The sequence below is a fragment of the Pedococcus sp. P2_E2 genome, from assembly GCF_056403955.1.
In genome coordinates this window covers 813,409-835,805 of sequence record NZ_JBFUEM010000001.1, presented here as the reverse complement: position 1 = coordinate 835,805, position 22,397 = coordinate 813,409, and the positions used below count along the sequence as shown (strand labels likewise).

The following is a 22,397-nucleotide window of genomic DNA, read 5'->3' as shown; positions in this document are numbered from 1 at the left end:
CGCACCCCTAGGTCAGCGCGTCGTGAGCGTGCGCATCCCTGAGAGCGTCGTCGATCTCCATTGCTTGTCCCGCGTTATACGCGTTATTCCACTGCTGGTCTGTCAACGCAGCGCGAGCCCTTTCCCACGCACCAGCAATCTCGGCCTGTTGTCGTGGGTCGCGCATTTGCCCGAACCGTTCGTACGTCGCTTCTGCGGCGCCGAAAAGGTGCGCGGCCAGGTGGTGCTGCCCGAGTTCGGCGAGGACGCAGGCGTAGTCCTCGGCCAGGATCATCAGGTTGCTGGCCCAGTTGACATTCAGCGCGTCCGGGACGAGTCGGTACATCTGCTCGTGCGCCTCGCCTACGCGTCCAATTAGGCGCAGGCTGCATGCCATGTTCTGGCGATCGTTGACTGCCGCGTCGGGGGCTTCGAGCTGATGGGCGATGGCTAGTGTCTCGGTCTGCAGATCCAGAGCGGACTGCAGGTCGCCGTCTGACGCTTCGAGCATGGCGAGGACTTGCAGAGCGTCGTGGAGTTCGTTCGTGTTCTGGGATTCTCGGGCGAGCCGAACCGCCTCTTGCAGCAAGGGACGTCCCGCCGTGAACCGTCGCCGTGCGATTTCCACGCCGCCGAGATCGATGAGGCCCTTGAGGATTGCGGTGACGTCTCCGAGTCGCTTGGCCATCTCGACGCTTGCCTGCGCGGCTACGAGCGCAGCTTCTTGCTGACCCGACCGACCAAGGAGCACTGCCCGCGCCCGAAGGCAGGCGGCTATCTCAGAGCTGTCGCCGTCGCCAGCACGCTCAAGAGCTCTCTCAAGGTGTTTTCCTCCATCGGCTGGGCGATATGCCACCAGCCATTCGTTGAGCGCCTTACACAGGCGGAGACCCGAGCGGAGTCGCTCTTGATCAGCTGGGGACGGTTCGGCCTCAGGCAGCGCCCAGCTGAACACCTCGCCGAGGTTGGCGTCCTCGGCTTCGAACCAGGCTCGGGCCGCCCAGTATCCCGAGCCAACGAACTGCGTACTCATTTCCTCGGCAACGTCGACGTAGTGGCGCGCGTGCCGTTCCCTTGCCACGTCGACCTCGCCACTCTCGGTCAGCTTGGCGTGGGCGTAGTCGCGGACGATCTCAAGTAGGCGCACTCGGGGTTCCCCGTCGAGCGCCTCCGTGATGTCTACCAGGCTGGCTTCGACAAGGCCCGCAATCGCGTCAAGCGGGTCCTCGATGCCGGGTTCGCCGGCGGGTGCCACGACGGCTGCGATCGCACGCAGGTCGGCGCCTCCGCGGAACACACTCAACCGGCGGAGGACACCCTGCTGCCGTCGGGTCAACAGGTCATACGACCACGCGATCGTGTCCCGGAGCGTTCGTTGCCGACTCGGGACGCGCCGGCCGGTGGTCTCGAGGTCGAGTGCTGAGTCCAGCCGCCCCAAAACGGCAGCCGGGCTGAGTAGCCTCACTCGAGCCGCGGCCAGTTCCAGCGCTAGCGGCAAACCATCCAGTCGCCTGCAGACCGCCGCAATGTCGGCAGCGTTGTGCTCGGTAAGGACGAAGGTTGGCCGAACCTGACGGGCGCACTGGACGAACAGCTGGACCGCACCGGAACCCGCGGCCTCGTCGATGCTGTCGCCGATTGGCAGCTCCAACGGCGGAACCAGGTACTCGTGCTCCCCCGGCAGATGCAAAGGACGCCTGGACGTGGCGATGAGCCTCACCGCTGGCACACCCGCCAGGAGCGCGGCGACCACAGTGTCTGCTTCACGCAGCTGTTCGAGGTTGTCCAGCACGAGCAGAGCCGACGCACCGACCTGTGCATTGATTGCTGAGGGGGTGCGCGCCTCTGGTGGCGCGTCGAGCGCCTCGGCGATGGAGTTCCACATACCGTTGGCCGTCGTCACCGACGCCAGAGGAACGAAGAACACGCCGTCGGGAAAGTCGTCGACGACGCGACGAGCAAGCTCTGTGGCCAACCGGGTCTTACCAGACCCTCCCGCACCGGTCAGTGTCAGGAGCCGGACGCGCGGCGTCGTCAGGGTGTCGGCCAGCCGATCCAGCTCTCCCGAGCGCCCGACGGTTGGTGTTGGTGGCTCAGGCAGGCGCGATGGCGCACCCAGCGACCGCAGTGGGGGGAACTTTGCCTGCAACCCCACACCCGTCACCTGAAACAGACGTTCGCGTCGACCCAGATCCTTCAGCTGGTGCTCGCCCAGATCGCGCAACAACAGACCCTCGGGCAACTCCTCAGCCACCAGGGCCGCGGTCGCCGCCGACAGCACGAGCTGACCCCCATGCGCGGCAGCGGCTATTCGTGCCGCGCGATGTACGTCCATCCCGACGTACGCGCCATTGTGGACCGTCGGAGCGCCCGTGTGCGCACCCATCCGCACCCTGACCGGCTCCCCGCCTGGCCACGCGGAAACGCCAAGCCGACGCTGGGCCTGAACCAAGGCGCCAACAGCTTGCCGCGCCGTCTCGAAGACCACGAAGAAGCTGTCCCCCTCCGTGCCAAGCTCAACCCCACCGAAGTCGGCCCAAGCGGCGCGCAGGATCCGGCGCATCTCATCCAACGATGCCGCGTAGCCCGAACCCAGACGCGATAGCAGGGCAGTCGAACCCTCGACGTCTGTGAACACCAAGGACACCGTCCCAGACGGCAACGCGTGCATCACCACATCATCCCGCACGCTGATCCGTGGCACGTTGCATCACCGCGGCGGCGGCGCAGCGTGGTCCGGAGGGTGTTTGGTGCTTGGCCGCAGCTCGCAATGGGTCGTGGCCCGGGCTCAGACGGTATAGGCGTCGCGAAGGGCCAACAGCAGCCGGCGTCGCCGCTCCATGGGGCTGTCAGCCCCCGTGTCTCTAGCTTCTGGCTGCGATGCCAGGACCTCCCCGTCGGAGGTAAGGAAGACATAGATCCACCCAAGAACGGCGTCCGGGTCGTTGGCGTCGACGAGCGGCTTGTACGAGATGCCGAGGAGGTCTGCCCACGCGACCAGAGTGCGAGAGTACGTGTTGCTCACCAGAATTCCACGGCGGTCGACTCGGAGTCCCAAGAATGGGAGCCGGATTGCGAGCCAACCCAACAGGCCGGCGATCGCGACGCTGAGGACCAGGAATGAGGTGCCGAGCCAGCCCGCCGTATAGGGGTCCTCGAATGCCCCAAGTCCGACGAGCGGGCTGACGAGAGCACCCGCCACACAGAGGGGAACCTGAAAGACTGGCAGCTTTCCGCGAAGGTGGAAGCGGGGAAGTTCCAGTCGGGTAGTGCCGTCCGGTCCGGTGAGGAAGCCCCGCCGGCGCATCTCTGCTGAGAGAGCGGCGTAGCGTTCTTCGTTGTGGGGCCGCACGCCCGCTGGCGTGTCCTGCGGGCCATTTTCGTCGGTCGTCATCTGCGCGCGCTCGGCCCACTCGCTGGCCAGTTCGACCAGCGGCAGATGGATGACGTCCTGCACCGTGTCAGCGTAGCCAGCCTATTGAGGCTGGACCCGAGCGAATTTCCGCCGCTCCGACCGATTCTCCCCGACACCCACGGGACTCACCTCCCCCGATCTCCCTCGGGGCCGCCACGGATCGACACCCGTCACAGCCCTCCGAGTGGTTTGTACCCGGACGTGATGGGTAGGTTCGAGGTGACCTGCGCACGTCCCACCAGGGGCTGCTCACGCACCGGCAGAACGAGGCTCAGGATGTCCAAGCACGACGAGGGTGACTACTCCGAGGCCGACCTGGTGGTCAAGGGCCAGGAGGACCACGCAGCCGGCCCCACCGCGGTCGCGGTGTCGATGAAGCGGTCCCTCGACCACATGGGTGTGAGGCGTACCGCGCAGACCCTCCTCAAGCTCAACCAGGCCGAGGGCTTCGACTGCATGAGCTGTGCGTGGCCGGACCCCGACCCGGGCCACCGGCACACGGCAGAGTTCTGCGAGAACGGCGCCAAGGCCGTCGCGGAGGAGGCGACCCGCGACCGTGCCACGCCGGAGTTCTTCGCCCAGCACAGCATCGCCGCGCTCGACGCCCACACGGAGCACTGGCTGGGCCAGCAGGGCCGCATCACCCACCCCATGGTCAAGCGGCCCGGGGGCACGCACTACGAGCCGATCGAGTGGGACGAGGCATTCGACCTCATCGGTGCCGAGCTGCGCTCGCTGGGCAGCCCCGACGAGGCGACCTTCTACACCTCCGGGCGGGCCTCCAACGAGTCGGCGTTCGCCTACCAGCTGTTCGTCCGCGCGTTCGGCACCAACAACCTGCCGGACTGCTCGAACATGTGCCACGAGTCCACGAGCATCGCCCTGCAGGAGTCCATTGGCATCGGCAAGGCCAGCGTCACGCTCGATGACGTCCACACCGCCTCCGTCATCGTCATCGCCGGCCAGAACCCCGGGACCAACCACCCGCGCATGCTCTCGGCCCTCGAGCTCGCCAAGCAGAACGGCGCGAAGATCATCTCGATCAACCCCCTGCGTGAGGCCGGGCTGGTCAGGTTCAAGAACCCGCAGAAGCCCAAGGGCGTCATCGGGCACGGCACAGCCATGGCCGACCTGCACCTCCCCGTGAAGGTCAACGGCGACCTCGCCCTCTTCCAGGCGATCGGCTCGCTCCTCGTCGAGTGGGACGCACTCGACCACGACTTCATCGCCACCCACTCCACGGGCTTCGAGCAGTGGCGCGACCACGTCCGCGCCGTCGACTGGGACCAGGTCGTCGAGGTGACCGGGCTGTCCCGCGAGCTGATCACGCAGGCCGCCGAGATGCTTCGCGGCTCCACGCGCACCGTCTACTGCTGGGCGATGGGCCTGACGCAGCACCGCAACGGGGTCGCGACCATCAAGGAGGTCGTCAACCTCGCCCTGGCGCAGGGCAACATCGGCCGCGAGGGCGCCGGCCTGCTGCCGGTGCGCGGTCACTCCAACGTCCAGGGCGACCGCACCATGGGCATCTGGGAGCGACCGCCCGCCGCCTTCCTCGATGCCCTCCAGAAGGAGTTCGGCTTCGACCCGCCGCGTGAGCACGGCCTGGACGTCGTCGACTCCCTGCGCGCCATGCGTGACGGGAAGGTTCAATTCTTCATGGGGCTCGGTGGCAACTTCGTGCAGGCCGTGTCCGACACCGACATCGCGATCCCGGCCATGCGCAAGGTCCGCATGACGGTGCAGGTGTCCACCAAGATCAACCGCTCGCACCTCGTCTGCGGGGAGACCGCTCTGATCCTGCCGACCAAGGGCCGCACCGAGAAGGACATCCAGGCCAGTGGTGCCCAGTGGATCTCCGTCGAGGACTCCACGTGCTCCGTGCACGCCTCCCGCGGCCCGCTGGAGCCGGCCAGCCCCCAGCTCAGGTCGGAGGTCGACATCGTCACCAGCATCGCCGAGGCGACGCTGGGAGACCGGTACGGCCTGCAGTGGAAGGCGATGCGGGACGACTACCGCGTCATCCGTCACCACATCGCCAAGGTCGTCCCCGGGTGCGAGGACTACGAGGTCAACGTCCGCAAGCCTGGCGGCATGATCATGCCGCACCCGCCGCGCGACACCCGGACCTTCGACACCAAGTCCGGCAAGGCTGAGTTCGTCGCCTCGCCCATCGAGGTCGTCCACGTCCCCGAGGGTCACGTGCTGCTCCAGACCTTGCGCAGCCACGACCAGTACAACACCACGATCTACGGCCTCAGCGACCGCTACCGCGGCATCGAAGGAGGCCGCAAGGTGGTCTTCGTGCACCCAGACGACATCACGGCGTTCGGGCTCGAGGACGGCGACCTCGTCGACATCACAACCCGATGGACCGGCGACGACCTCGTCCGCCGCGTTCATGGGTTCCGTGTAGTCAGCTATGACACTCCCCGCGGATCGGCCGCCGCCTACTACCCCGAGACCAACCCGCTGGTGCCGCTGGACTCGACCGCCATCGGGAGCAACACCCCGACCTCCAAGTCCGTGGTGGTGTCGCTGACGGCCGCCGGCCCCGGCGCGGCGAACGGCACCACGCCGGGGCAGACCGGAGGCACCGCCCAGAACCCCACGGGTTCGGACTGGGACCACAAGAAGACCCCGGAGCCCGAACACCTGTCCTGACCCGACGAGCCATCGGCGGCACGACGTCCACCGGTCGGAAGTCCAGTCGCCCGACCTCGGTGAGACGCTCGTCAGTCTCCCAACGGAGCCGAGATCAGACGCCAGAGAGGTGGCAACTCAGCTCGCCTGCCAAAGGCGTAGGACGGCTCAACACGCGTTCTAATCAAGCGCAGGCCGCGTCGTCGATTCGAGAATTCTGCGGGCTCGACGACCTAGGTCGTGCAGATCAACTCGGCCTGCCTCGTCTGCGGCCGCCAGACGAGCCGCCAGATCCAACGCCTCTTCGATCTCAGGTCCGGCAGCGGCGACCTCTTGGCCCATGTCTCGAAGGATGGTGCCCTCGGCCCTGGACGCGATCAAAGGATCGGCGACTCCGTCGATCCAGACCCGGGTTCGGCGGCCATCTCCGCGCTCCCCGCCAGTGATTCGCTCAAGCGCGTATATGCGGTCTGCACGCGCGAACTTGCCGAAGCCCAGGGCGACCATCCGACTATCCGAAGCCACCCTGACATCTTGACACCCGCCACTGACAAAGGTCTCGCGAGCTGGGCTGGCCGCGTCGGGAAGGCGCGTCTTACGGCTCCTCTCCGCAACACCCCAAGCCAGCCTCAGCCGAAGCTGCCCCCAGGGCTAGGTGCGAGGACTTCACTCTGCATCCCGGGTCTTGGCTCCGGCGTGCCCATCACGAATCGCCTGGTGGCTCCTGACTGAGCGCAGGCGACTTGGTCACTCAGATAGTCACTCAGCAGCAGGGAAGAGGTCAGAATCAGCCCCTTTCCGATCGAACGAGAGCAGCCCCTGACTGGCGTTTCCGCCTGTCAGGGGCTGTTCCGAACTGGTGGGCGATACTGGGTTTGAATTAGTACACCCATCCCCTTAGCCTTGCCTGTGTGACCCAGCCAAAAGCGCTCCTGACCTGCGCAAATGCCACCTGTTAGCATGTAAGGGCAGGGAAGGTCAGGGAGGCGTTCCCCGGCCAAATTGAGGCACAAACTAGGCATGGAGGCGATACTGAGTGAGCAAGGCGAGATATGGAAGCGGCACCGTCCGCAGGTTGCCAAGCGGGAAGTACCAAGCGCGCGTCTACGGGCTCGACGGGAAGCAGAGGGCCGTTGGCTCCTACATGACCCGCAAGGACGCGGAGCGCGCACTGGCGGACGCGAGGGTCGCGGCTGGCCGGAGCAAGTGGGGCAAGACCGATGGCCCCACACAGACCCTCACCCAGTACGCCGAGGTCTGGCTGGCTGAACGTCGGGTCAAGCCCCGGACCAGCGACCACTACCGCGCGCTGCTGGACCACCACGTGCTCCCCGGCCTCGGCAGCTACCGGCTTCGCGACATCTCCCCCGCCCTCGTCCGGCAGTGGCACAGCGAACTGACCACCGGCCCGACCATGCAGGTCCACGCATACGGGCTGCTGCGAACGATCCTCGGCACCGCCGTTACCGATGACATCATCGCGGCCAACCCCTGCCACATCCGTGGGGCGGGCACTGCGAAGCGCACCAGCAAGACCGAAATCGCCACCGTGGAGGAACTGGCCACCATCACCGAGGCCGTCCCCGACCGCTACCGCGCCATGATCCTGCTGGCCGCGTGGTGCTCGTTGCGACAGGGCGAACTGTTCGAACTACGCCGAGCCGACCTCGACCTCCCGCGTGCCGTGGTGCATGTGCGCCGAGGCGTGGTGCGGGCCGGTGGTCAGGTCATCGTTGGCGACCCCAAGAGCGTCGAGAGCAAGCGCAATGTGCCCATCCCACCCCACATCCTGCCCGCGCTAGAGCACCACCTGACCAAACACACCGGCCCCAAGAAGGACGCCCTGCTGTTCCCCGCTCGCCACGGCGGGCACATGGCCCCCGCGACCCTCTACAAGGTGTTCTACCCCGCCCGCAACAAGGCCGGACGCCCCGACCTTCGATTCCACGACCTGCGGCACACCGGGGCCACCCTGAGCGCACAGGTAGGCGCGACCGTCGCCGAACTCATGGCCCGACTGGGGCATTCCACCGCCTCGGCAGCCATGCGCTACCAACATGCCGCAGAGGGGCGCGGACAGATCATCGCCACCGCCCTGTCAGACATCGCGACCGGCGGGACCGTGGTGCCCCTGCGCAAGCCCGCCAGCAAGGCCAGCAAGCCCGCCTAGGCCCCCGCTCGGGGGCCGTCGCCTGCCCCCGCTCCCCATTCCCCTGCCACAGGCCCGCTGCCTGTCCGCTGAGAGCCCGCCGCAGGCCCACAGGCTGCCCTAGCCTCGGCCCATGCCGGGTAAGTACACACACCACCGCTGCCCCATCTGCAGGGAGCCCCAGAACTTCAAACACCTGCCCGTAGAGACCGATCTCCAAGGCAGGGCGCTCATGGTGTGCACCCGCTGCAATCACAAGATCGCCGCACCCAAGGGGAGGTGACCCAGAGTGACCGACATACCCCTACAGCCGACCCCTGCGCCAAGGTGGTCAGACGGACTTGAGCGAGAACGCTGACCGATAGGTTGCCACGATGCGAGAAGTGGTAATCCCTGCCCTTGTGGCGGCGATAGTAACCTTGGGCATCGAGTTCTTCGCCAAACCGAGCCTTGAGGCGCGCAAGGAACGCATCACGGAACGTTTCCGGGGACAGCGCGAGGCTCGGCGTCACTTCCGGGCGCTCGCGTTTGAACTCGGCCGGGTTCTGGTCTATCTGGACTCGGAAAGCGCAGACGTGCCACCCGATTTCCGCGGGGCGCGACTGCGGGTGATGCGCGGCAGCATGCGGAGCCACTTGGACTCGATGGTGACCGAGTTGGCTCCCGGTCTGGAGAGCAGGGACTCATTCGTCGAGGATGCCCTGCTGGAGTTTGCAGCCCTCTGCGAGGTCTACCTGATGTCAGCGTCCGAAGATGAAGCAGCATCCTTGGACATTGCTGGCGAGTTACTGAACCCACTGGCCGACCTCGTCTCGGAGGCCATCCGCGCCCCAGCATGGCGACAGCGCAAGCGCAGGCGGATCCAAGCTGCGATCGATGCTCTGCCCGGCAGCGGTGCGGCGAAGACATCGCCCTGACGCTCGGACACGGGCAGGGGTGGGGGCACCGCCACAATCAGGCGGCTGCCCTAGACCCCCGGTCAAGCCTTTTCCCGCGCGCGCAGGTTATGGCACACGCAACCCTCACGTAATGGTTGAAGGTTGGCCGTGACCTTCCGCCGAGGCGCTACGGTCACCGGCGTGCCGTCAATGAGCGCGGCCCGTGCCAGGCCACCCTTGGTCTGTGTTCGCATGCGCCGTCATCGGCCTGACCCTCAACCTGCTGGGCACCGCCATCGCCGGGTGGGCCATTTACTCGGAGAACCGAGAACACGGGGGCAACGCAATCCTCCCGGTGGGGGCGGCGCACGAATGGGTCCGTGTGAAGGTGTTCCGGCGCGCCCCTCGCCTCTCACGTGTCACGTCGAGCAGGGCATCCGCGTGGGCGGTGGCCACCTTGAAGGCATCCGCTGTGGTCTGGCCAGCGCCCGACGCTCCGGTTGCCACTCAGGTGGAGTACCTGCAACGCGAAGTGCTCGCCCTGCATACCCTCCTCGCGAGTGAGCGTCGTGAGATTGACGAGAAGGCCCAAGCCCTCGCCCAGCAGTTGTCGAGTCGCATCGCCGCGACCGAGGAGAGGGTACAGAAGGTAGACGAGAAGGTTCGCGGCCTTGCTACGCAATCAGTGCGTTGGGAAGTGTTGGGGCTGTTTCTCGTGGGGGCAGGATCGGTCATTTCCGTCCTGCCCGCCGCCCTCGGGTGGAATTGACGTGTCGCGAGCACCTGAAGAATGCCGCTGGCGGCGGTTCGCACGTTTTTGCGCACGTCAGAGCGATGACAGATGGACCAGCCATGGACCGGAGCGCCGTGCCCGGTATTCGACTCAATTGTCCATTCTGCGCACATGAGATCCCTGCTGCTGGCAGGCTGCACCAGTGGACTGGTTGACGTTTATCTCTGACATGGTGGCGGCCTTGGCTTGGCCCGCAGCAGCAGTCGTCATTGTCGTGATCTTTCGTACTCAGATGGCCGCGCTTATCAGCCGGGTTACGAAGGTGACGACACCCATCGGGAGCATTGACGCAGAGGCCCGCGAAGCCAAAAGGGACGCACAGAATCTCCCCGAGGCGGAAGCGGAGGTACCGGAGGTGAAGGCCGATACCGATGATTCGTCTGGGAGCCCGCCTCCGGCTTCACCGCCTGCGACAGACTCCGAAGCTGCTGCCGGGGAGCCGCCTGCAGAAAATCCCTTGACGGCCTTCCCCGATGACGCCCTAGAACGCGCTCGACGGCTAGCGGTCGTGTCCCCCGCGGAGTCGGTGGAGATGACGTGGCGGACGTTCAAGGAGTCGGCGGCGCGGGTCGTCGAGGCGACTAAGACCTCCACCAGTGAAGGCTGGAACGACTTCCGTTCACCCGCCGCCAACTTGGCAATGTGGGGGCTCGGTGAAGAGGGGCTGGATGTGGTGAAGTCCTTGCATGAAGTTGCCACTGCCGTAGACGCATCCACATGGAACGGCACGGAAGTCAGCAAGCAGGCAGCACTCGATTTCAATGAGGCGACACAACGTGTACTGCGAACGATCTTCAGCATGGGCCGCCATCCTTCGCGTACGTCGAATTTGCGCGACTTCGGGTGGGCGTCCTGACTCGTGAGCACGAGCCGCCCGGCCCCAAGACCACCCTCACCAAGCGCTCTCGGGGCCGGGAACCATCCCATCGACTGCCACGGCCGGGGCCCATGAACGAAACCTCAGTCGTGGCTCCTCGCGCCAAACCGATGCCGTGGAGTAGGCGCGAAGTCTGTGTAGTTCGTTGCTACGCGGAGATTTCGGCGATGGCGTCGGGCTCGGGGAACCCGTAGGCGATCCGTGTCACGACCCTGATCTGGGTCTGGTAGTTCGCGAACCGGGCCTCGCCGGAGACTGCAATCTCGCCGTCTGTTCGAACTGCTGCCACGATTTCGGTGCCGTCAGCTACGTAGGCCGTTCCAGCAGGCACGTGGCTGGTTGTGACAACCTGCACTCCGAGCAGACCGCGCTGGACCGCGCTGGTGGGGTTGACCGCCGCGTGCCCGGTCAGGGACTCCGAGAGGGCCGCCCAGTCGGCGGGGTTGACCCACGCCACGGAGGCGGTGCCACCGGCGTCCTCGATGCTGGCGATGGCGTCGGCGAACCCGCCGAGGTCGAGGACGCTGCCCGCGCTGGGGATGCCGGTGACGGTCACCAGCCCAGCCGGCTGGCCGCCAGTGCCGGTGCCGGTGAAGAAGGCCGCGTCGGTGGCGTTGCGGACGGACTTGACGAGGATGTTGCCGACGACCTCGCGGGCGCTGGGTGAGGAGTCGAGGAGCAGTTCGTTGGAAACCGTGGCGAGGGCAGCAGCCTTAACGGGGGTGATGACCAGTTCGTCCACGAGATCCGAGGACTCCGGGATCGGGTCGTGCTCGGGCACCCATGAAACCGTGGCCGACTTGCCGAGAGGGACATGGAGGTTGCCGGTGGTCATCTGGATGACGCGGACGTACGGCAGGACCTTGGAGGTGGCCAGCAGTGGGCCGAGGATCAGGTCGGCGTACTCGTGGCCGCCGAGAGAGGTATTCGCAGTGCCGAGAGGCATGAGGGACTCCGTTGCAACACGTAGGTGTTGCGCGGTCTGTCAGCCTCACCGGCTGCGACTCGGCGCTCGCGGTGGGAGTGTTCACCACCTGCTCGCCCCTCGCGCTGAAGGATGCGGGCCGCGTCGCAAACCCTGCGTTGCGGCCCGCCCCCAGCATCGACTACCTGCGCCGGATCACGCCATCCCATGAGGCCGTACGTCGCTGTGGCAGAGACGCTCGCGGGCCGATGTCGCCGTGATGAACCTGCGGCTGAAGGTAGGGCCGAGCCTCGGCCACCCTGCCCGCCAGTTCGGCCACGGCCTCGCCGTCCACGTCGCCGTCATCGTCCAGCAGGTCCGCGAGGTCCGCACCCGACAGCATCAGGGCGGCCTCGGGGTCGGTCACCTGCTCCCCCAGCAGCCGCAGCACCTCACGGCGGGCCAGCCGTTCGGCACGCTCCTCGGCAGCCCGCGCCCGGTCCCGCCACCGTTCGTCCCGGCGCGCCTGACGCGACTGTCGGTCGGTCAGACCCTCGCCCAGTTCGCCATCGGCGTCCCGCTGGTCCGGCTCGCCTTCTCCCGCTCCCGCGTCCTCCTCTCGCGCCGCTTCCTGATGGCCTGCCTGCTCCTGTTCCGTCTGGGCACCCTCGGTCGTCTCCTCACTCATCACGGTCCTCCTGAAGTCGGTTCTCGATGTGGTCCTGCTCGTCGGGGTCGAAGGCGGCCAGCAGGATGGCGTCGGCCACCGACTCCCACGACTCCCCCCTTGCTCGGGCGGCTTGGTCGACGGCCAGCACCGCCACCGCCAGCAACGCCTCCCCGCTCTGGCCCTTGGTGATCGACTGCATCGCGGTGAGCACCCCGGCGCGGTCGCTGCGCTGGTACGCCATCACGGCCAGCATCGCGCTGGACAGGTCTGCCATCCGTTGGGCGACAACCTCACTCACTTGCCCTCACCCCTCGGTGCCAGTCGCAGCGCCGTCGTGCCGGAGCGTTCCGCGAGGAACCCGGCCTCCACGGCCCGCAGCACGGCCTTGTGGAGCATCTTCCGGTCGCTCACTCCGACCAGCCGTCCGAGCTCGCCGGGATCGAGGAACAGCACATCGTCATCGTTGGCGTTGTTGTAGGCGACGACCACCACCCGCAGCCACAGCGGAATCCTCCGATCACTGGTCAGCCACGCCACCCACGGGCTGGGTGTTACCTGTGTTCCCTCGCTCATGTCTGTCTCCTTTCGTTGTGCCAGTGGTGCCGTCTGGACCACTTGTTCCGGTTTGCCAGCCACGGTGCTCACGGTCTCGGGGAAACCGGAACATCCGGTTCTGCTGGCACCTCCGGCACAGGAATCCCCAGCCGTCGCCACGCCGGGGCGAGCGAGGCCAACGTGTAGCCGCGAGCCAGATCACCGTCGGTGCGCAGCCGCACGGCCCGCACCCGATATCCGCGACTGAGCATTCGGCCCATCCGCTGCGCCGACAGAGGCCGCCCGTAGGGCGAGCCCGGCCCCCACGCCTCGGGGTAGTGCGAACGCAGGTGCAGCAGGATGTGCTCGGTCCCCCAGAACGTTGCCGAGTACGGCCACCCCTCGGCGAGGTGCTTCAGCAGCAGGACGGCAGGCCGATCGGTCATAAGCCCCTCCAGACGGTCATGTTCGGCTTCCTCCACATCACGGGCCACAAGGCGAGCGACCGCCTCCGGCCACCGGCCACCCACCACGTCGGCCACCCGTGCCAGTGGCCGCCACACCTCGCGGCGGCGACCGCGAACTCCGAGGACTTCAGGGTTGGCAGCGGCCACCGCCTTGCGGATGTCGTCGTCGGCCCAGTCCCGCACCATGGCGGCCAACTGGTCGGCCTCCATGTCCAGCCGCTCCCAGTCGGAGTCCTCCAGCGTCCCCGCGTCGTCGGGCAGCAACACGAGGGTGATGCTGCGCGACACCGTGTCGTCGGGCAGGTTCGGACTCAACCCAGCCATGGCACAGGCGGCATAGGTGGGCATCTCCACGGCCTCGAACTGACCCCCGGCGCGCTTCTCCAGAACGGGTCGGGTGGCCCCCACCTTGTAGCCGGTGTTCAGCACCGCCAGCAGGTCACCCGCCACCTCACGCTTCGGGTCGAGGTTCCGGTCCACCTCATCGATGAGCAGCGTCCGCTGCCTGCCGTCGAGGATGCGCACCAGCAACGCCGAACTGGTCACCTGACCCATCTGCACGGCGTCCGCGGAGAGGTGCTTCAGGTGCTCCAGCACCGTGGTCTTGCCCGCCCCCGGCACCGGCGAGTCCAGCACCAACCGGGGCGTCGTGTAAGTCTCCTTCGCCACGTGGGTGTGCAGCGTCCACAACGCCAGCAGGTCGAGGTCGCTGGGGTCGAGGACCGAGATGAACCTCTCGTACCAGTCGCGCAGCAGGTCCAGCACCGACTCGCCATCGGGAACGGCCCCCATCAGGGCCACCGTCCGTCGCTGGCACCGGAGTCCATCGGGTCGCGCCGACCGCTGGCCAGTGGCGGCAGCCGCAGGGCAGCCTCGCGACGGCGACGCAGTTGCTTCCCCACCTGCTCCACAAACTCGGGGTCGAGGCGCGGCGGATAGGTGCCGGTGAGGGCACGGGCCAGCACGTCGTCTAGTCCGTCGTGGTCGGCCTCGCTACCGTGTTCAGGGATCGCTTCGTCTGCCGAGGGCCGCTCCGTTTCCGCCGGGGCGGCCTTCCTCGTGGTCACGCCACACCCTTGGGCGCACGCGGCACCACGCCACCGCGCCGAGGCCGGGGACCATGGCGCGGCACCAACAGCGCCTCCATGTCCTCCCGCGCCACGCGGTACTCGGTGCCCCTCAGCACCATCGCCGGAAGGTCACCCTTGGCGATCCACTCCAGCACGGTCTTCGGGTGCACCTCCAGTTCCTCGGCCACCGTGGCCACCCGCAGCCACTGCCGCTTGACCCGACTCCCTGACATCGCCCATACCTCCCATTTCCACTGAATTGGGAGCAGGCTAGGTGGCGATTTTCGGGACGAAATCCGTTGCCAGACAACGGTGTCCTCGTTTGTCTCCAATCGGCGGCCACTGGCGGCACGGTGCCGCCACTGACCGCCACGCCGTGTGTCCTAGGTCACATCCGCACCTATTGACAGCCCCTTGGCAGGACAGCCCGCCGCAAGGCGACCACCACCCCCATAGGGAGCCCTGAAAGACCTTGGGGGCGGGCGTGCCTCAATAGGTCGCCAGCAGGTCGCCCTGTCGCAGGACTGCCGCACAGATAAGGCACCGATAAGGCACACGAAAGGCCCCCGCTCTGCGTTTCCGCAGGTCAGGGGCCGTTTCTTACTGGTGGGCGATACTGGGTTTGAACCAGTGACCTCTTCCGTGTCAACGACTTTCGCACCGTCCGCGACTGCCCGTCGACGGCCGTCTGAGCACGAACCACTCCCCCAAAGCCCGCCAATGTCCATCCACATCGGCGGTCGTTGTCACTCACTTAGTCACTCACCGGCTGGGCGAGGAGGACGCGTTTTGGATCCACCAACGAACCTGAAATATGGCCGCTGACGACACGGCGGACTGCACCGACCAAAGGGGTTCAACCCCGGCCTGAATCCATCGATCCTCGACCTGGCGACGATACCGCTCGGCAGCCCGCCCAAACGAGGTGGCCATAACGCCTCCACCGGCCTCCGCGGTCACCTGCTCGGGCTGATACGTCCCCCCTCAAGGTGATGGAAGTTGTCGCCCGTAGCCCGTAGCCCCTGATGGGAATGCACGAATCACCCCCAAGCCACGATCCGGGAAGGTAGGTCTTCCGCCGCGACGTGACCAGCGCCGGGACGTCCGGCTCAGAACCGCGTTGCTGCGGCGGCATGACGGTGGGTGTCAGTCGTGGGTGGCTGGCCTGACCGCGCGGCCGCTGATCTTGCGCGGCTTGATCTCAATGAAGAGGTTGCGAGCTCCGTCCGCCCATGGCACCGGGCCGGTCTCCCAGGCCGATGTGAGCAGGTGGTCGTGTGTCATCGCCTCAGCGAATCCGAGTACGAGAACGCTCCAGCCGGATTTGTTCTGCTCATCAATTGCGTCGATCTCGAAGGCGACACTGGTTCGCCGGACGAGGCCGGCCATAGGGCCATAGGGGGACGTACGGAAGATCACTCTGCCGGTGAGGTATTGATAGGTCACCGGCAAGATCTGCGGACCCTCGCCAGCCGTGAAACCGACCCGGCCGGCGGTGTGTTGCGCCAGGAGCTCCTTGCACTCCGTCTCCGACAGCTCAGCGAAATTGCCGGCGTGGGGTTTCTCGTCCTGTGGTGAGGTCATGACCAGACTCCGTTCATTGCATCGGGGCGGTGAACGTGGCCTGTGGTGGCCGGCTTCACCGCCCCGCCGATTCGGGGTCGCGCGCCGCGTTGGTCGCATGACTGGAGTCCTGCAGAGTCCGGAAGGTGGCCTAGTCCGTCCGGCGTTCGGCCCTGGGAGATTTCGACTCTACGCCCAGCCTGCCGGACCTGCCTTCGCCTGCCCTTTCCCTGCCCGAAGGCCTACAGCAGCCGGTTGGTTAACCCCGAATTGGTGAAGCGACGCGTGTTGTCTGCGCGCCGCCATAGCGTCCCCACCTGACGGGTCACGAACCCGGGAAGCTCATCGTGGTGGCATGGCGCCCTCGGAACGCTGAGTTACCGTCTCCCACCAGTTCACCCTCGCGAGCCCTCGACCCTGGCCAAATTCGCGGACGAACGTCTCATCGTTGGCGCAGCACTGCTCGCTGTCGGGCCAGAGTCTCCGCGTCGATCTCCCCGCGTGCGTACCGCAGCTCAAGCTCTTCTTCCGCTGCCGTGCGACGTGCCGCATCTTGCGCGGGAGGTGTGCGATCGCCTTGACCCCCAGGGGTATACAGAGCGTTGATCCCCACCACGAGACCGACCACGAGCAGAATGGTCAGAACCGCCATGATGACGATCATCATCAGGCCCGTTTCCCCGTCCGCCCAGTCCATCATCAGGCTCACCTCGTCAGTTGTTGTTCCAGGATGTCAGCGTTGCATGCGGTAGTTCCCGTGGGCTGTGCCAAAGGTCCCGACACATCCACCGGCTGTCAGCCGCGCACGATCATGACTGGACAGGACGCCTCGTGGATGACTGTGTGGCTGACCGAGCCCAGCAGCAGGCCAGCGAACCCGCCATGTCCGCGGGTGCCGACGACGATGAGCCCCGCGTGCGCACCAAGCGGGCTCAGAACGTGCCCCGCGCTGCCGTAAAGGACTTCCGTCTCGATGGGCAGGTTTGCGAAGGTCGCTTGAGCTCGGCGAGCAGCACGCCGAACCATGTCCTCCGCGTGCGCGCGCACTGCCTTCGTGCGCTCGGTTCCGGCCTGTTCGCTCTCGACGTAGGCCTGAGCATCCGGGGAGAAGGAGCCGTGGGCCACGTGCACGATGCGCAGTGCAGCGTCAGAGATCGCTGCCATCTCGGCGGCGAGGTCCAGGGCATTCTCCGACGCCTGCGACTCGTCAACGCCCACGACGACGGGATGGTCGCGACCCGGCTGGACTGGACGTTCCGTGCGCACCACCACGGCTGGACACGATGCGTGGGCGGTGACGGCGTAAGCTACCGAGCCCAGCAGCCCGGCCGCGAGTGGGCCCCGTCCACGACTGCCGGTCACGACGATGTCGGCATCCTTGGATGCGTGGACGAGCTCAGCGGCTGGAGAGCCGACCGCGGACAGACCAGCGACGTGCGAGGGTTCCGTCATCAGCTGCCGAGCACGAGCGACCCCATTGGCCAGTAGCTCTCGGCCGGCCTCGCCCAGGCTGTCCGGGAGTCGAGCCAGGTCGTATGCCGGCTCGACGGGTGCCGCTGCAAGGTCGACGCTGTGCATCACGGTGAGGGTCGCGCCCCACCGGTTTGCTGTGGCGGCAGCCCATTCCAGGGCTGCTATGGAGCCGGGAGAGTCGTCGTACCCGACGACAATTCCCTTGGCCAGGCGGTGCTTTGACTGGTCGACCATGACGTTCCTCCTGGGCTGACGGGCTGGCTGGCTCGCGGGACTACCGACCTGCCATGCCCTTGGTGAGAGCATCCGGCTGCTCGTCGGCCTGGGCGAGGGCCGAAAGTCCCTGCTCAACCGACGTCCCGAGAGTCGGCGTATCGGACTGCTACGACTGGCGCCCTTTGCGATGCGCACGCACTCGTCAGATGTGATCAGCTCGAAACGCGGACTGTGCCGTACATCGGCAACAAAAGCAGTGACCTTCGCCCCTCTCCCCCGTCGACGAACCATCAAGAATCAAGGCATGGGCGATGAATCTCTCCGGTCATACGTAGATCTGTTCTGGCTTCCGCTCGGCGCGGGAGGGCACTTCGTGCGCTGGAATGGCCGCGTCTACGAGTGGTGGTCAGCGTGGCGCGAAAACCGCGCCTCAGCGGACCTGTACCACTGTGGGCTGATGGTCTGCTTGGACGGCACCAGGTACGCGGTCGAGATGGGTCCAGTATGGAACGTCAGTGACCCTGAGCGTGGTGTCATCGTCGAAGGGCCAGTTGGGTCGAGGTCGCTCGGTCGCTTCCGCGCATTTCGCTACGAGTTGCGGTGCTGGCCGGGAGGTTACATCCCGGACATCGCCGAAGCAGTCGATAGTCCAGTGCGCACGACCCAAGACCCGATACGAGTCGCAGCCGTGCTCGAGGTGCTCGGCGATGTGCCGGCTTTGACCTGGGGCAGAGATGAACTGGGCGCAGGTGAAATGTGGAACTCCAACTCGGCGGTGGCCTGGTCGCTGGCGAGGACGGGCCATGACATGGAAGGCATCAGGCCGCCTCCAGGCGGCCGGGCGCCGGGTTGGAACGCAGGTCTCGTGGTCGCGGCTCGACAGGCGTAATCCGTGATGTTGGAACGGTGATTGGCCCTGACATGGCCTTGGCTGATCTGTGGGCGACCGCCGCCTGGGTGGAACCGGACGAAGCCACCCGGCATACCGCCTGGTGCGGCACAGGTGACCAGGACCGGCGCCCTTGCCCGTTACCGGGCCAGGTAGCCGCCGTCGATCGGGTAGTAGGTCCCGGTCGCGAATGAGGCTCCGTCACTCGCAAGCCACGCCACCAGCTCAGCGACCTCCTCCGGCTCCCCCAACCGCTGGAGGGCGTGTTGACCGGCCAGCCCGGCCAGGGCCTCCTCGGTGAGGTGGGTCGTCACGAGCGGCGTGCGAATGAAGCCGGGACCGACCGCATTGACGCGGATCCCGTCGGCGGCGTGCTCCCACGCAGCGACCTGGGTCATCCCCACGACACCGTGCTTGGCGGCGGTGTACGCGACGGCGGTCGGGAACCCCACCACACCCAGGATCGACGCCATGTTGATGATGGACCCACCACGCCCGGAGGACTTCATGGCCCGAATCGCCGCCCGCTGGGTGTAGAAGACCCCGTCGAGGTTGACCCGGATGACCTCGTGCCACGCCTCATCGGTGTAGTCCCCACTGGCCAATGCTTCACCACCGATCCCCGCGTTGCACACCGCGACGCTGACGTGGCCCAGCGTGTCCAGGACCTCATCCATCGCCGCGTCGACAGCGCCGGAGTCACCGACGTCGACCACCGCACCATGAGACCGGTAGTCATAGTCCTCCAGCTCCTTGAGTACCGTGTCGATCGCACCCTGATCGCGGTCCCAGATGCAGACGTCGGCACCAGAACGCGCTATCACGTGCGCGCAAGCACGCCCGATCCCGGACGCGCCGCCGGTGATGACGGCAACCTTGCCGCCCAAGCCGTAGTTGTTCATGCTCAATCACCCTTCCGTCGATGACTCAAGCCTGGGCGCCTCCCGGCCGCTGTCAAAGGGTCCTTGGTCCTGTCCGCGAGACACGCACCTTCGACGGGCGCGCATTCCGTTCCGACACGTACGGCCTTGCCCCACCGCCCGGGTCTTCGCGCTCGTCCGTGGCGCTTGCACGGACTGGCGTCGGCTCGGGAGCTAGCCCCCGGCTCCTCACGGTGCGACGCGCCAAGAGCGCGGCGGAAGACGGGTCAAAGGTCCCTTATCTGGCAGCCGAGGGGCCCGCAACATGGGTCGCATGAGCGCTCCACTTCTCCTGCCATTCGCCCTTGGCGACGCATCCATGGTCGACCTGTTGGGTGGCAAGGGTGCCAACCTCGCAGAGATGACCCGGCTGGGACTGCCCGTACCTCCGGGTTTCACGATCACGACGCAGGCATGTCGTGAGTTCCTGAAGAACGGCGCTGTCCCCGATGAGCTCCCCGGACTCGTGACCGCGGCAGTCAGGCGGCTCGAGGCGCAGTCCGGGAGGTCCTTCGGCTCCGTGTCCGACCCCCTCCTCGTGTCGGTCCGGTCAGGTGGCAAGTTCTCCATGCCGGGAATGATGGAGACCGTCCTCAATGTCGGAATCACCGACCTGACGCTCCCCGGCCTGGCCGCCCGCGGCGGCTGGCACTTCGGGTGGGACTGCTACCGGCGGCTCGTCCAGATGTACGGCCACACGGTTCTCGGGGTCGACGCCGGGACCTTTGACGGGCTGCTCGCCGCCGCCAGGTCGCGTTACGACGTCATGGACGATGCACATCTGCCGGCCGAGGCCCTCGAGATCCTGGTCTCGGACTTTCGGGATGTGCTGGTGAGCGAGACGGGCCGCGACCTCCCCCAGGACCCGCACGAGCAGCTCGACGGCGCCATCACGGCGGTCTTCCGGTCGTGGAACGGCGACCGTGCGAAGACCTACCGCGCTCACGAGGGCATTCCGGACTCGCTCGGCACGGCGGTCAACGTTGTCGCGATGGTGTTCGGCAACACCGGCAACCACTCGGGCAGTGGCGTCTGCTTCACCCGAAACCCAGCGACCGGAGCTGCCGTCGCGTACGGGGACTACCTGCCGGACGCACAGGGCGAAGACGTGGTCAGCGGCAGCCGCACGACCATGCCGCTGACTGAGCTTGCTGCCCGAGAGCCGGGCCTGCACGGTGAGCTCCTCAAGCACCTGTCCACCCTCGAGCACCACTATCGCGACCTGTGCGACGTCGAGTTCACCGTCGAGGCCGGCAAGCTGTGGTTGCTCCAGACCCGAGTGGGAAAGCGCAGTCCCGCAGCGGCCTTCCAAATCGCCGCCGACCTGGCAGCCGAAGGGCTCATCACGCTCGACGAGGCCCTGTGGCGAGTTGACGGGCACCAGCTCGAGTCCCTGCTCCACCCACGTTTCGACACTGTCGCGGGCGGCGAGGTACTCGCTACGGGGCTCCCGGCCAGCCCAGGCGCCGGCGTGGGTCCCGTGGTGTTCGACTCCGCCGAGGCGGTGGCCTCCCACTCCCGCGGAGAAACCCCGGTCCTCGTCCGTGTGGAGACGTCTCCGGACGACCTGGCGGGGATCATCGCCGCCGAGGCGGTCGTGACCGCGCGAGGTGGGCTCACGTCCCATGCTGCGGTTGTGGCGCGAGGCCTGGGCAGGACCTGCGTGACCTCCGTCGCAGGGCTTCTGGTCGATCCGGTTGCACGACGCGCAACCACCTCGGAGGGTGTCGTGCTCCGCGAGGGGGACGTCGTCTCGGTCGACGGGACCAGCGGACTGATCTACCGCGGGGCACTCGAGGTGCGCCCCAGCCCGGTTGCGCGCGCGCTCGAAGCCGGAACCACCGACGAGCCCGACGCCCTCGTCCAGGCGGTGACGACCATTCTCGGCCACGCCGACGCGCGGCGGACGCTCCACGTCCGCGCCAATGCTGAGACCGAAGCCGACGCGCTCCTCGCACGACGGCTCGGAGCAGAGGGGATTGGGCTGTGTCGCACCGAGCACATGCTGCTCGGGCCGCGGCGTGAGCTGGTCGAACGCGTCATCGGCGGAGACAGCCGCGACGAGGCCCTGATCGAGATCGAGGAGCTGGCGGTTCGCGAGTTCACCGGCCTTCTGCGTGCCATGGACGGCTTCCCCGTGGTGGTGCGGCTTCTCGACCCACCGCTGCATGAGTTCCTGCCTGATGTCGTCGAGCTCACGACCGAGGCCGCTCTTCGCCAGGAGCGGCACGAGACCGACCAGCGCCAGGACGCTCGGTTGGCAACCGCGCGAAGGTGGCACGAGACCAACCCGATGCTCGGGCTGCGCGGCGTCCGCCTGCTTACCGTTGTCCCCGAGCTCGTCGTGGCTCACGTACGGGCGGTGGCCGAAGCGACCCGCCAGCTCCGCGCCGAAGGCCTGGACCCTCACCCCGAGGTCATGGTGCCGCTCGTTGCCGTAGAGACCGAGCTAGCACTCGCCATGAGCCACATCGAGGAGGCCCTGCGGGACGCCGGGTCAACATGGCCCGTTCCGGTGGGGACGATGATCGAGTTACCCAGGGCCGCCCTCATCGCCGACACGCTTGCACAGCGGGCGGAGTTCTTCTCCTTCGGCACAAACGACCTGACGCAGACCACCTGGGGCATCTCCCGCGACGACGCCGAGGCCAGCTTCCTGGCGGCATACCGGGACCAGGGGCTGCTCGCCACCGACCCCTTCACGACCTTCGACCAAGCCGGAGTCGGACAGCTCGTCCAGACCGCGGTGCGGCTTGGTCGGGAAACCAGACCCGACCTCGGGCTGGGGGTCTGCGGGGAGCACGCAGGTGACCCGGCGTCCATCCACTTCTTCGCAGCCATCGGTCTCGACTACGTGTCGTGCTCACCGCCACGCGTGCCGGTCGCCCGTCTGGAGGCGGGACGCGCGGCACTCCGTCGCCAGGCGCCGGACGACGTAGGCACCCGATGAGTCGCAC

The 22,397-nt window shown here is 66.9% G+C and carries 20 protein-coding genes; 6 read left to right on the top strand and 14 right to left on the bottom strand.

The genetic code is table 11. From position 1 onward, the window contains the following. Positions 1 to 7: 7 nt before the first annotated feature. Complete coding sequence (locus AC1DWR_RS03925) at positions 8 to 2,650, bottom strand: ATP-binding protein (protein ID WP_477623819.1); 2,643 nt, start codon at positions 2,648 to 2,650, stop codon at positions 8 to 10. Positions 2,651 to 2,767: 117 nt separating this feature from the next. After that, positions 2,768 to 3,436: a hypothetical protein gene (locus AC1DWR_RS03920; RefSeq protein ID WP_477623717.1), complete on the bottom strand. Its 669-nt coding sequence runs from the start codon at positions 3,434 to 3,436 to the stop codon at positions 2,768 to 2,770. A 234-nt stretch (positions 3,437 to 3,670) separates the two neighbouring features. Here AC1DWR_RS03920 and AC1DWR_RS03915 point away from each other — a divergent pair, with 234 nt between their 5' ends. Further along, complete coding sequence (locus AC1DWR_RS03915) at positions 3,671 to 6,058, top strand: FdhF/YdeP family oxidoreductase (protein WP_477623716.1); 2,388 nt, start codon at positions 3,671 to 3,673, stop codon at positions 6,056 to 6,058. A gap of 159 nt (positions 6,059 to 6,217) precedes the next feature. On the opposite strand, the gene AC1DWR_RS03910 is transcribed toward AC1DWR_RS03915, so the two are convergent. After that, positions 6,218 to 6,544: a hypothetical protein gene (locus AC1DWR_RS03910; protein ID WP_477623715.1), complete on the bottom strand. Its 327-nt coding sequence runs from the start codon at positions 6,542 to 6,544 to the stop codon at positions 6,218 to 6,220. A gap of 529 nt (positions 6,545 to 7,073) precedes the next feature. On the opposite strand from AC1DWR_RS03910, the gene AC1DWR_RS03905 reads away from it, so the two are divergent. The 4 genes from AC1DWR_RS03905 (at position 7,074) to AC1DWR_RS03890 (ending at position 10,713) form a co-directional block, all read left to right on the top strand. Then, positions 7,074 to 8,207, top strand: coding sequence for a tyrosine-type recombinase/integrase (locus AC1DWR_RS03905; protein WP_477623714.1), 1,134 nt, complete (start codon positions 7,074 to 7,076; stop codon positions 8,205 to 8,207). A gap of 353 nt (positions 8,208 to 8,560) precedes the next feature. After that, a complete protein-coding gene (locus AC1DWR_RS03900) occupies positions 8,561 to 9,103 on the top strand; it encodes a hypothetical protein (RefSeq protein ID WP_477623713.1) in 543 nt (180 codons plus the stop codon). Positions 9,104 to 9,308: 205 nt separating this feature from the next. Then, complete coding sequence (locus AC1DWR_RS03895) at positions 9,309 to 9,833, top strand: hypothetical protein (RefSeq protein WP_477623712.1); 525 nt, start codon at positions 9,309 to 9,311, stop codon at positions 9,831 to 9,833. 166 nt (positions 9,834 to 9,999) lie between these two features. Then, on the top strand, positions 10,000 to 10,713 hold the full coding sequence (locus AC1DWR_RS03890) for a hypothetical protein (RefSeq protein WP_477623711.1): 714 nt from the start codon (positions 10,000 to 10,002) through the stop codon (positions 10,711 to 10,713). Positions 10,714 to 10,882: 169 nt separating this feature from the next. On the opposite strand, the gene AC1DWR_RS03885 is transcribed toward AC1DWR_RS03890, so the two are convergent. The 11 genes from AC1DWR_RS03885 to AC1DWR_RS03835 form a co-directional block, all read right to left on the bottom strand. After that, a complete protein-coding gene (locus AC1DWR_RS03885) occupies positions 10,883 to 11,680 on the bottom strand; it encodes a phage major capsid protein (RefSeq protein ID WP_477623710.1) in 798 nt (265 codons plus the stop codon). A gap of 160 nt (positions 11,681 to 11,840) precedes the next feature. Then, positions 11,841 to 12,326 carry a hypothetical protein gene (locus AC1DWR_RS03880; RefSeq protein ID WP_477623709.1) on the bottom strand — a complete coding sequence of 162 codons (486 nt, stop codon included), beginning with the start codon at positions 12,324 to 12,326 and terminating at the stop codon, positions 11,841 to 11,843. Beyond that, complete coding sequence (locus tag AC1DWR_RS03875) at positions 12,319 to 12,606, bottom strand: hypothetical protein (RefSeq protein WP_477623708.1); 288 nt, start codon at positions 12,604 to 12,606, stop codon at positions 12,319 to 12,321. The genes AC1DWR_RS03880 and AC1DWR_RS03875 overlap by 8 nt, the downstream gene beginning before the upstream one ends. Next, complete coding sequence (locus tag AC1DWR_RS03870) at positions 12,603 to 12,881, bottom strand: hypothetical protein (RefSeq protein ID WP_477623707.1); 279 nt, start codon at positions 12,879 to 12,881, stop codon at positions 12,603 to 12,605. Before AC1DWR_RS03870 ends, AC1DWR_RS03875 begins: the two co-directional genes overlap by 4 nt. Positions 12,882 to 12,949: 68 nt before the next feature. Beyond that, on the bottom strand, positions 12,950 to 14,101 hold the full coding sequence (locus AC1DWR_RS03865; RefSeq protein ID WP_477623706.1) for a DUF3631 domain-containing protein: 1,152 nt from the start codon (positions 14,099 to 14,101) through the stop codon (positions 12,950 to 12,952). Beyond that, on the bottom strand, positions 14,101 to 14,376 hold the full coding sequence (locus AC1DWR_RS03860) for a hypothetical protein (protein WP_477623705.1): 276 nt from the start codon (positions 14,374 to 14,376) through the stop codon (positions 14,101 to 14,103). Before AC1DWR_RS03860 ends, AC1DWR_RS03865 begins: the two co-directional genes overlap by 1 nt. Then, positions 14,373 to 14,612 (bottom strand): helix-turn-helix domain-containing protein, encoded by a 240-nt coding sequence (locus tag AC1DWR_RS03855; RefSeq protein ID WP_477623704.1) that lies wholly within the window; start codon positions 14,610 to 14,612, stop codon positions 14,373 to 14,375. Before AC1DWR_RS03855 ends, AC1DWR_RS03860 begins: the two co-directional genes overlap by 4 nt. A 913-nt stretch (positions 14,613 to 15,525) precedes the next feature. Continuing rightward, a complete protein-coding gene (locus AC1DWR_RS03850; protein ID WP_477623703.1) occupies positions 15,526 to 15,963 on the bottom strand; it encodes a pyridoxamine 5'-phosphate oxidase family protein in 438 nt (145 codons plus the stop codon). A gap of 421 nt (positions 15,964 to 16,384) precedes the next feature. After that, a complete protein-coding gene (locus AC1DWR_RS03845; protein ID WP_477623702.1) occupies positions 16,385 to 16,651 on the bottom strand; it encodes an SHOCT domain-containing protein in 267 nt (88 codons plus the stop codon). Between the two features lie 86 nt (positions 16,652 to 16,737). Beyond that, the gene (locus AC1DWR_RS03840) at positions 16,738 to 17,649 is read right to left on the bottom strand and encodes a universal stress protein (RefSeq protein ID WP_477623701.1); all 912 of its coding nucleotides are present in this window, start codon (positions 17,647 to 17,649) and stop codon (positions 16,738 to 16,740) included. Positions 17,650 to 18,660: 1,011 nt separating this feature from the next. Next, complete coding sequence (locus tag AC1DWR_RS03835) at positions 18,661 to 19,422, bottom strand: SDR family NAD(P)-dependent oxidoreductase (RefSeq protein ID WP_477623700.1); 762 nt, start codon at positions 19,420 to 19,422, stop codon at positions 18,661 to 18,663. A gap of 292 nt (positions 19,423 to 19,714) precedes the next feature. Between AC1DWR_RS03835 and ppdK the strand changes: the two genes are divergently transcribed. Next, positions 19,715 to 22,390, top strand: a complete 2,676-nt coding sequence (gene ppdK / locus AC1DWR_RS03830) for a pyruvate, phosphate dikinase (RefSeq protein WP_477623699.1) — start codon at positions 19,715 to 19,717, stop codon at positions 22,388 to 22,390. The last annotated feature ends 7 nt before the right edge of the window (positions 22,391 to 22,397 follow it).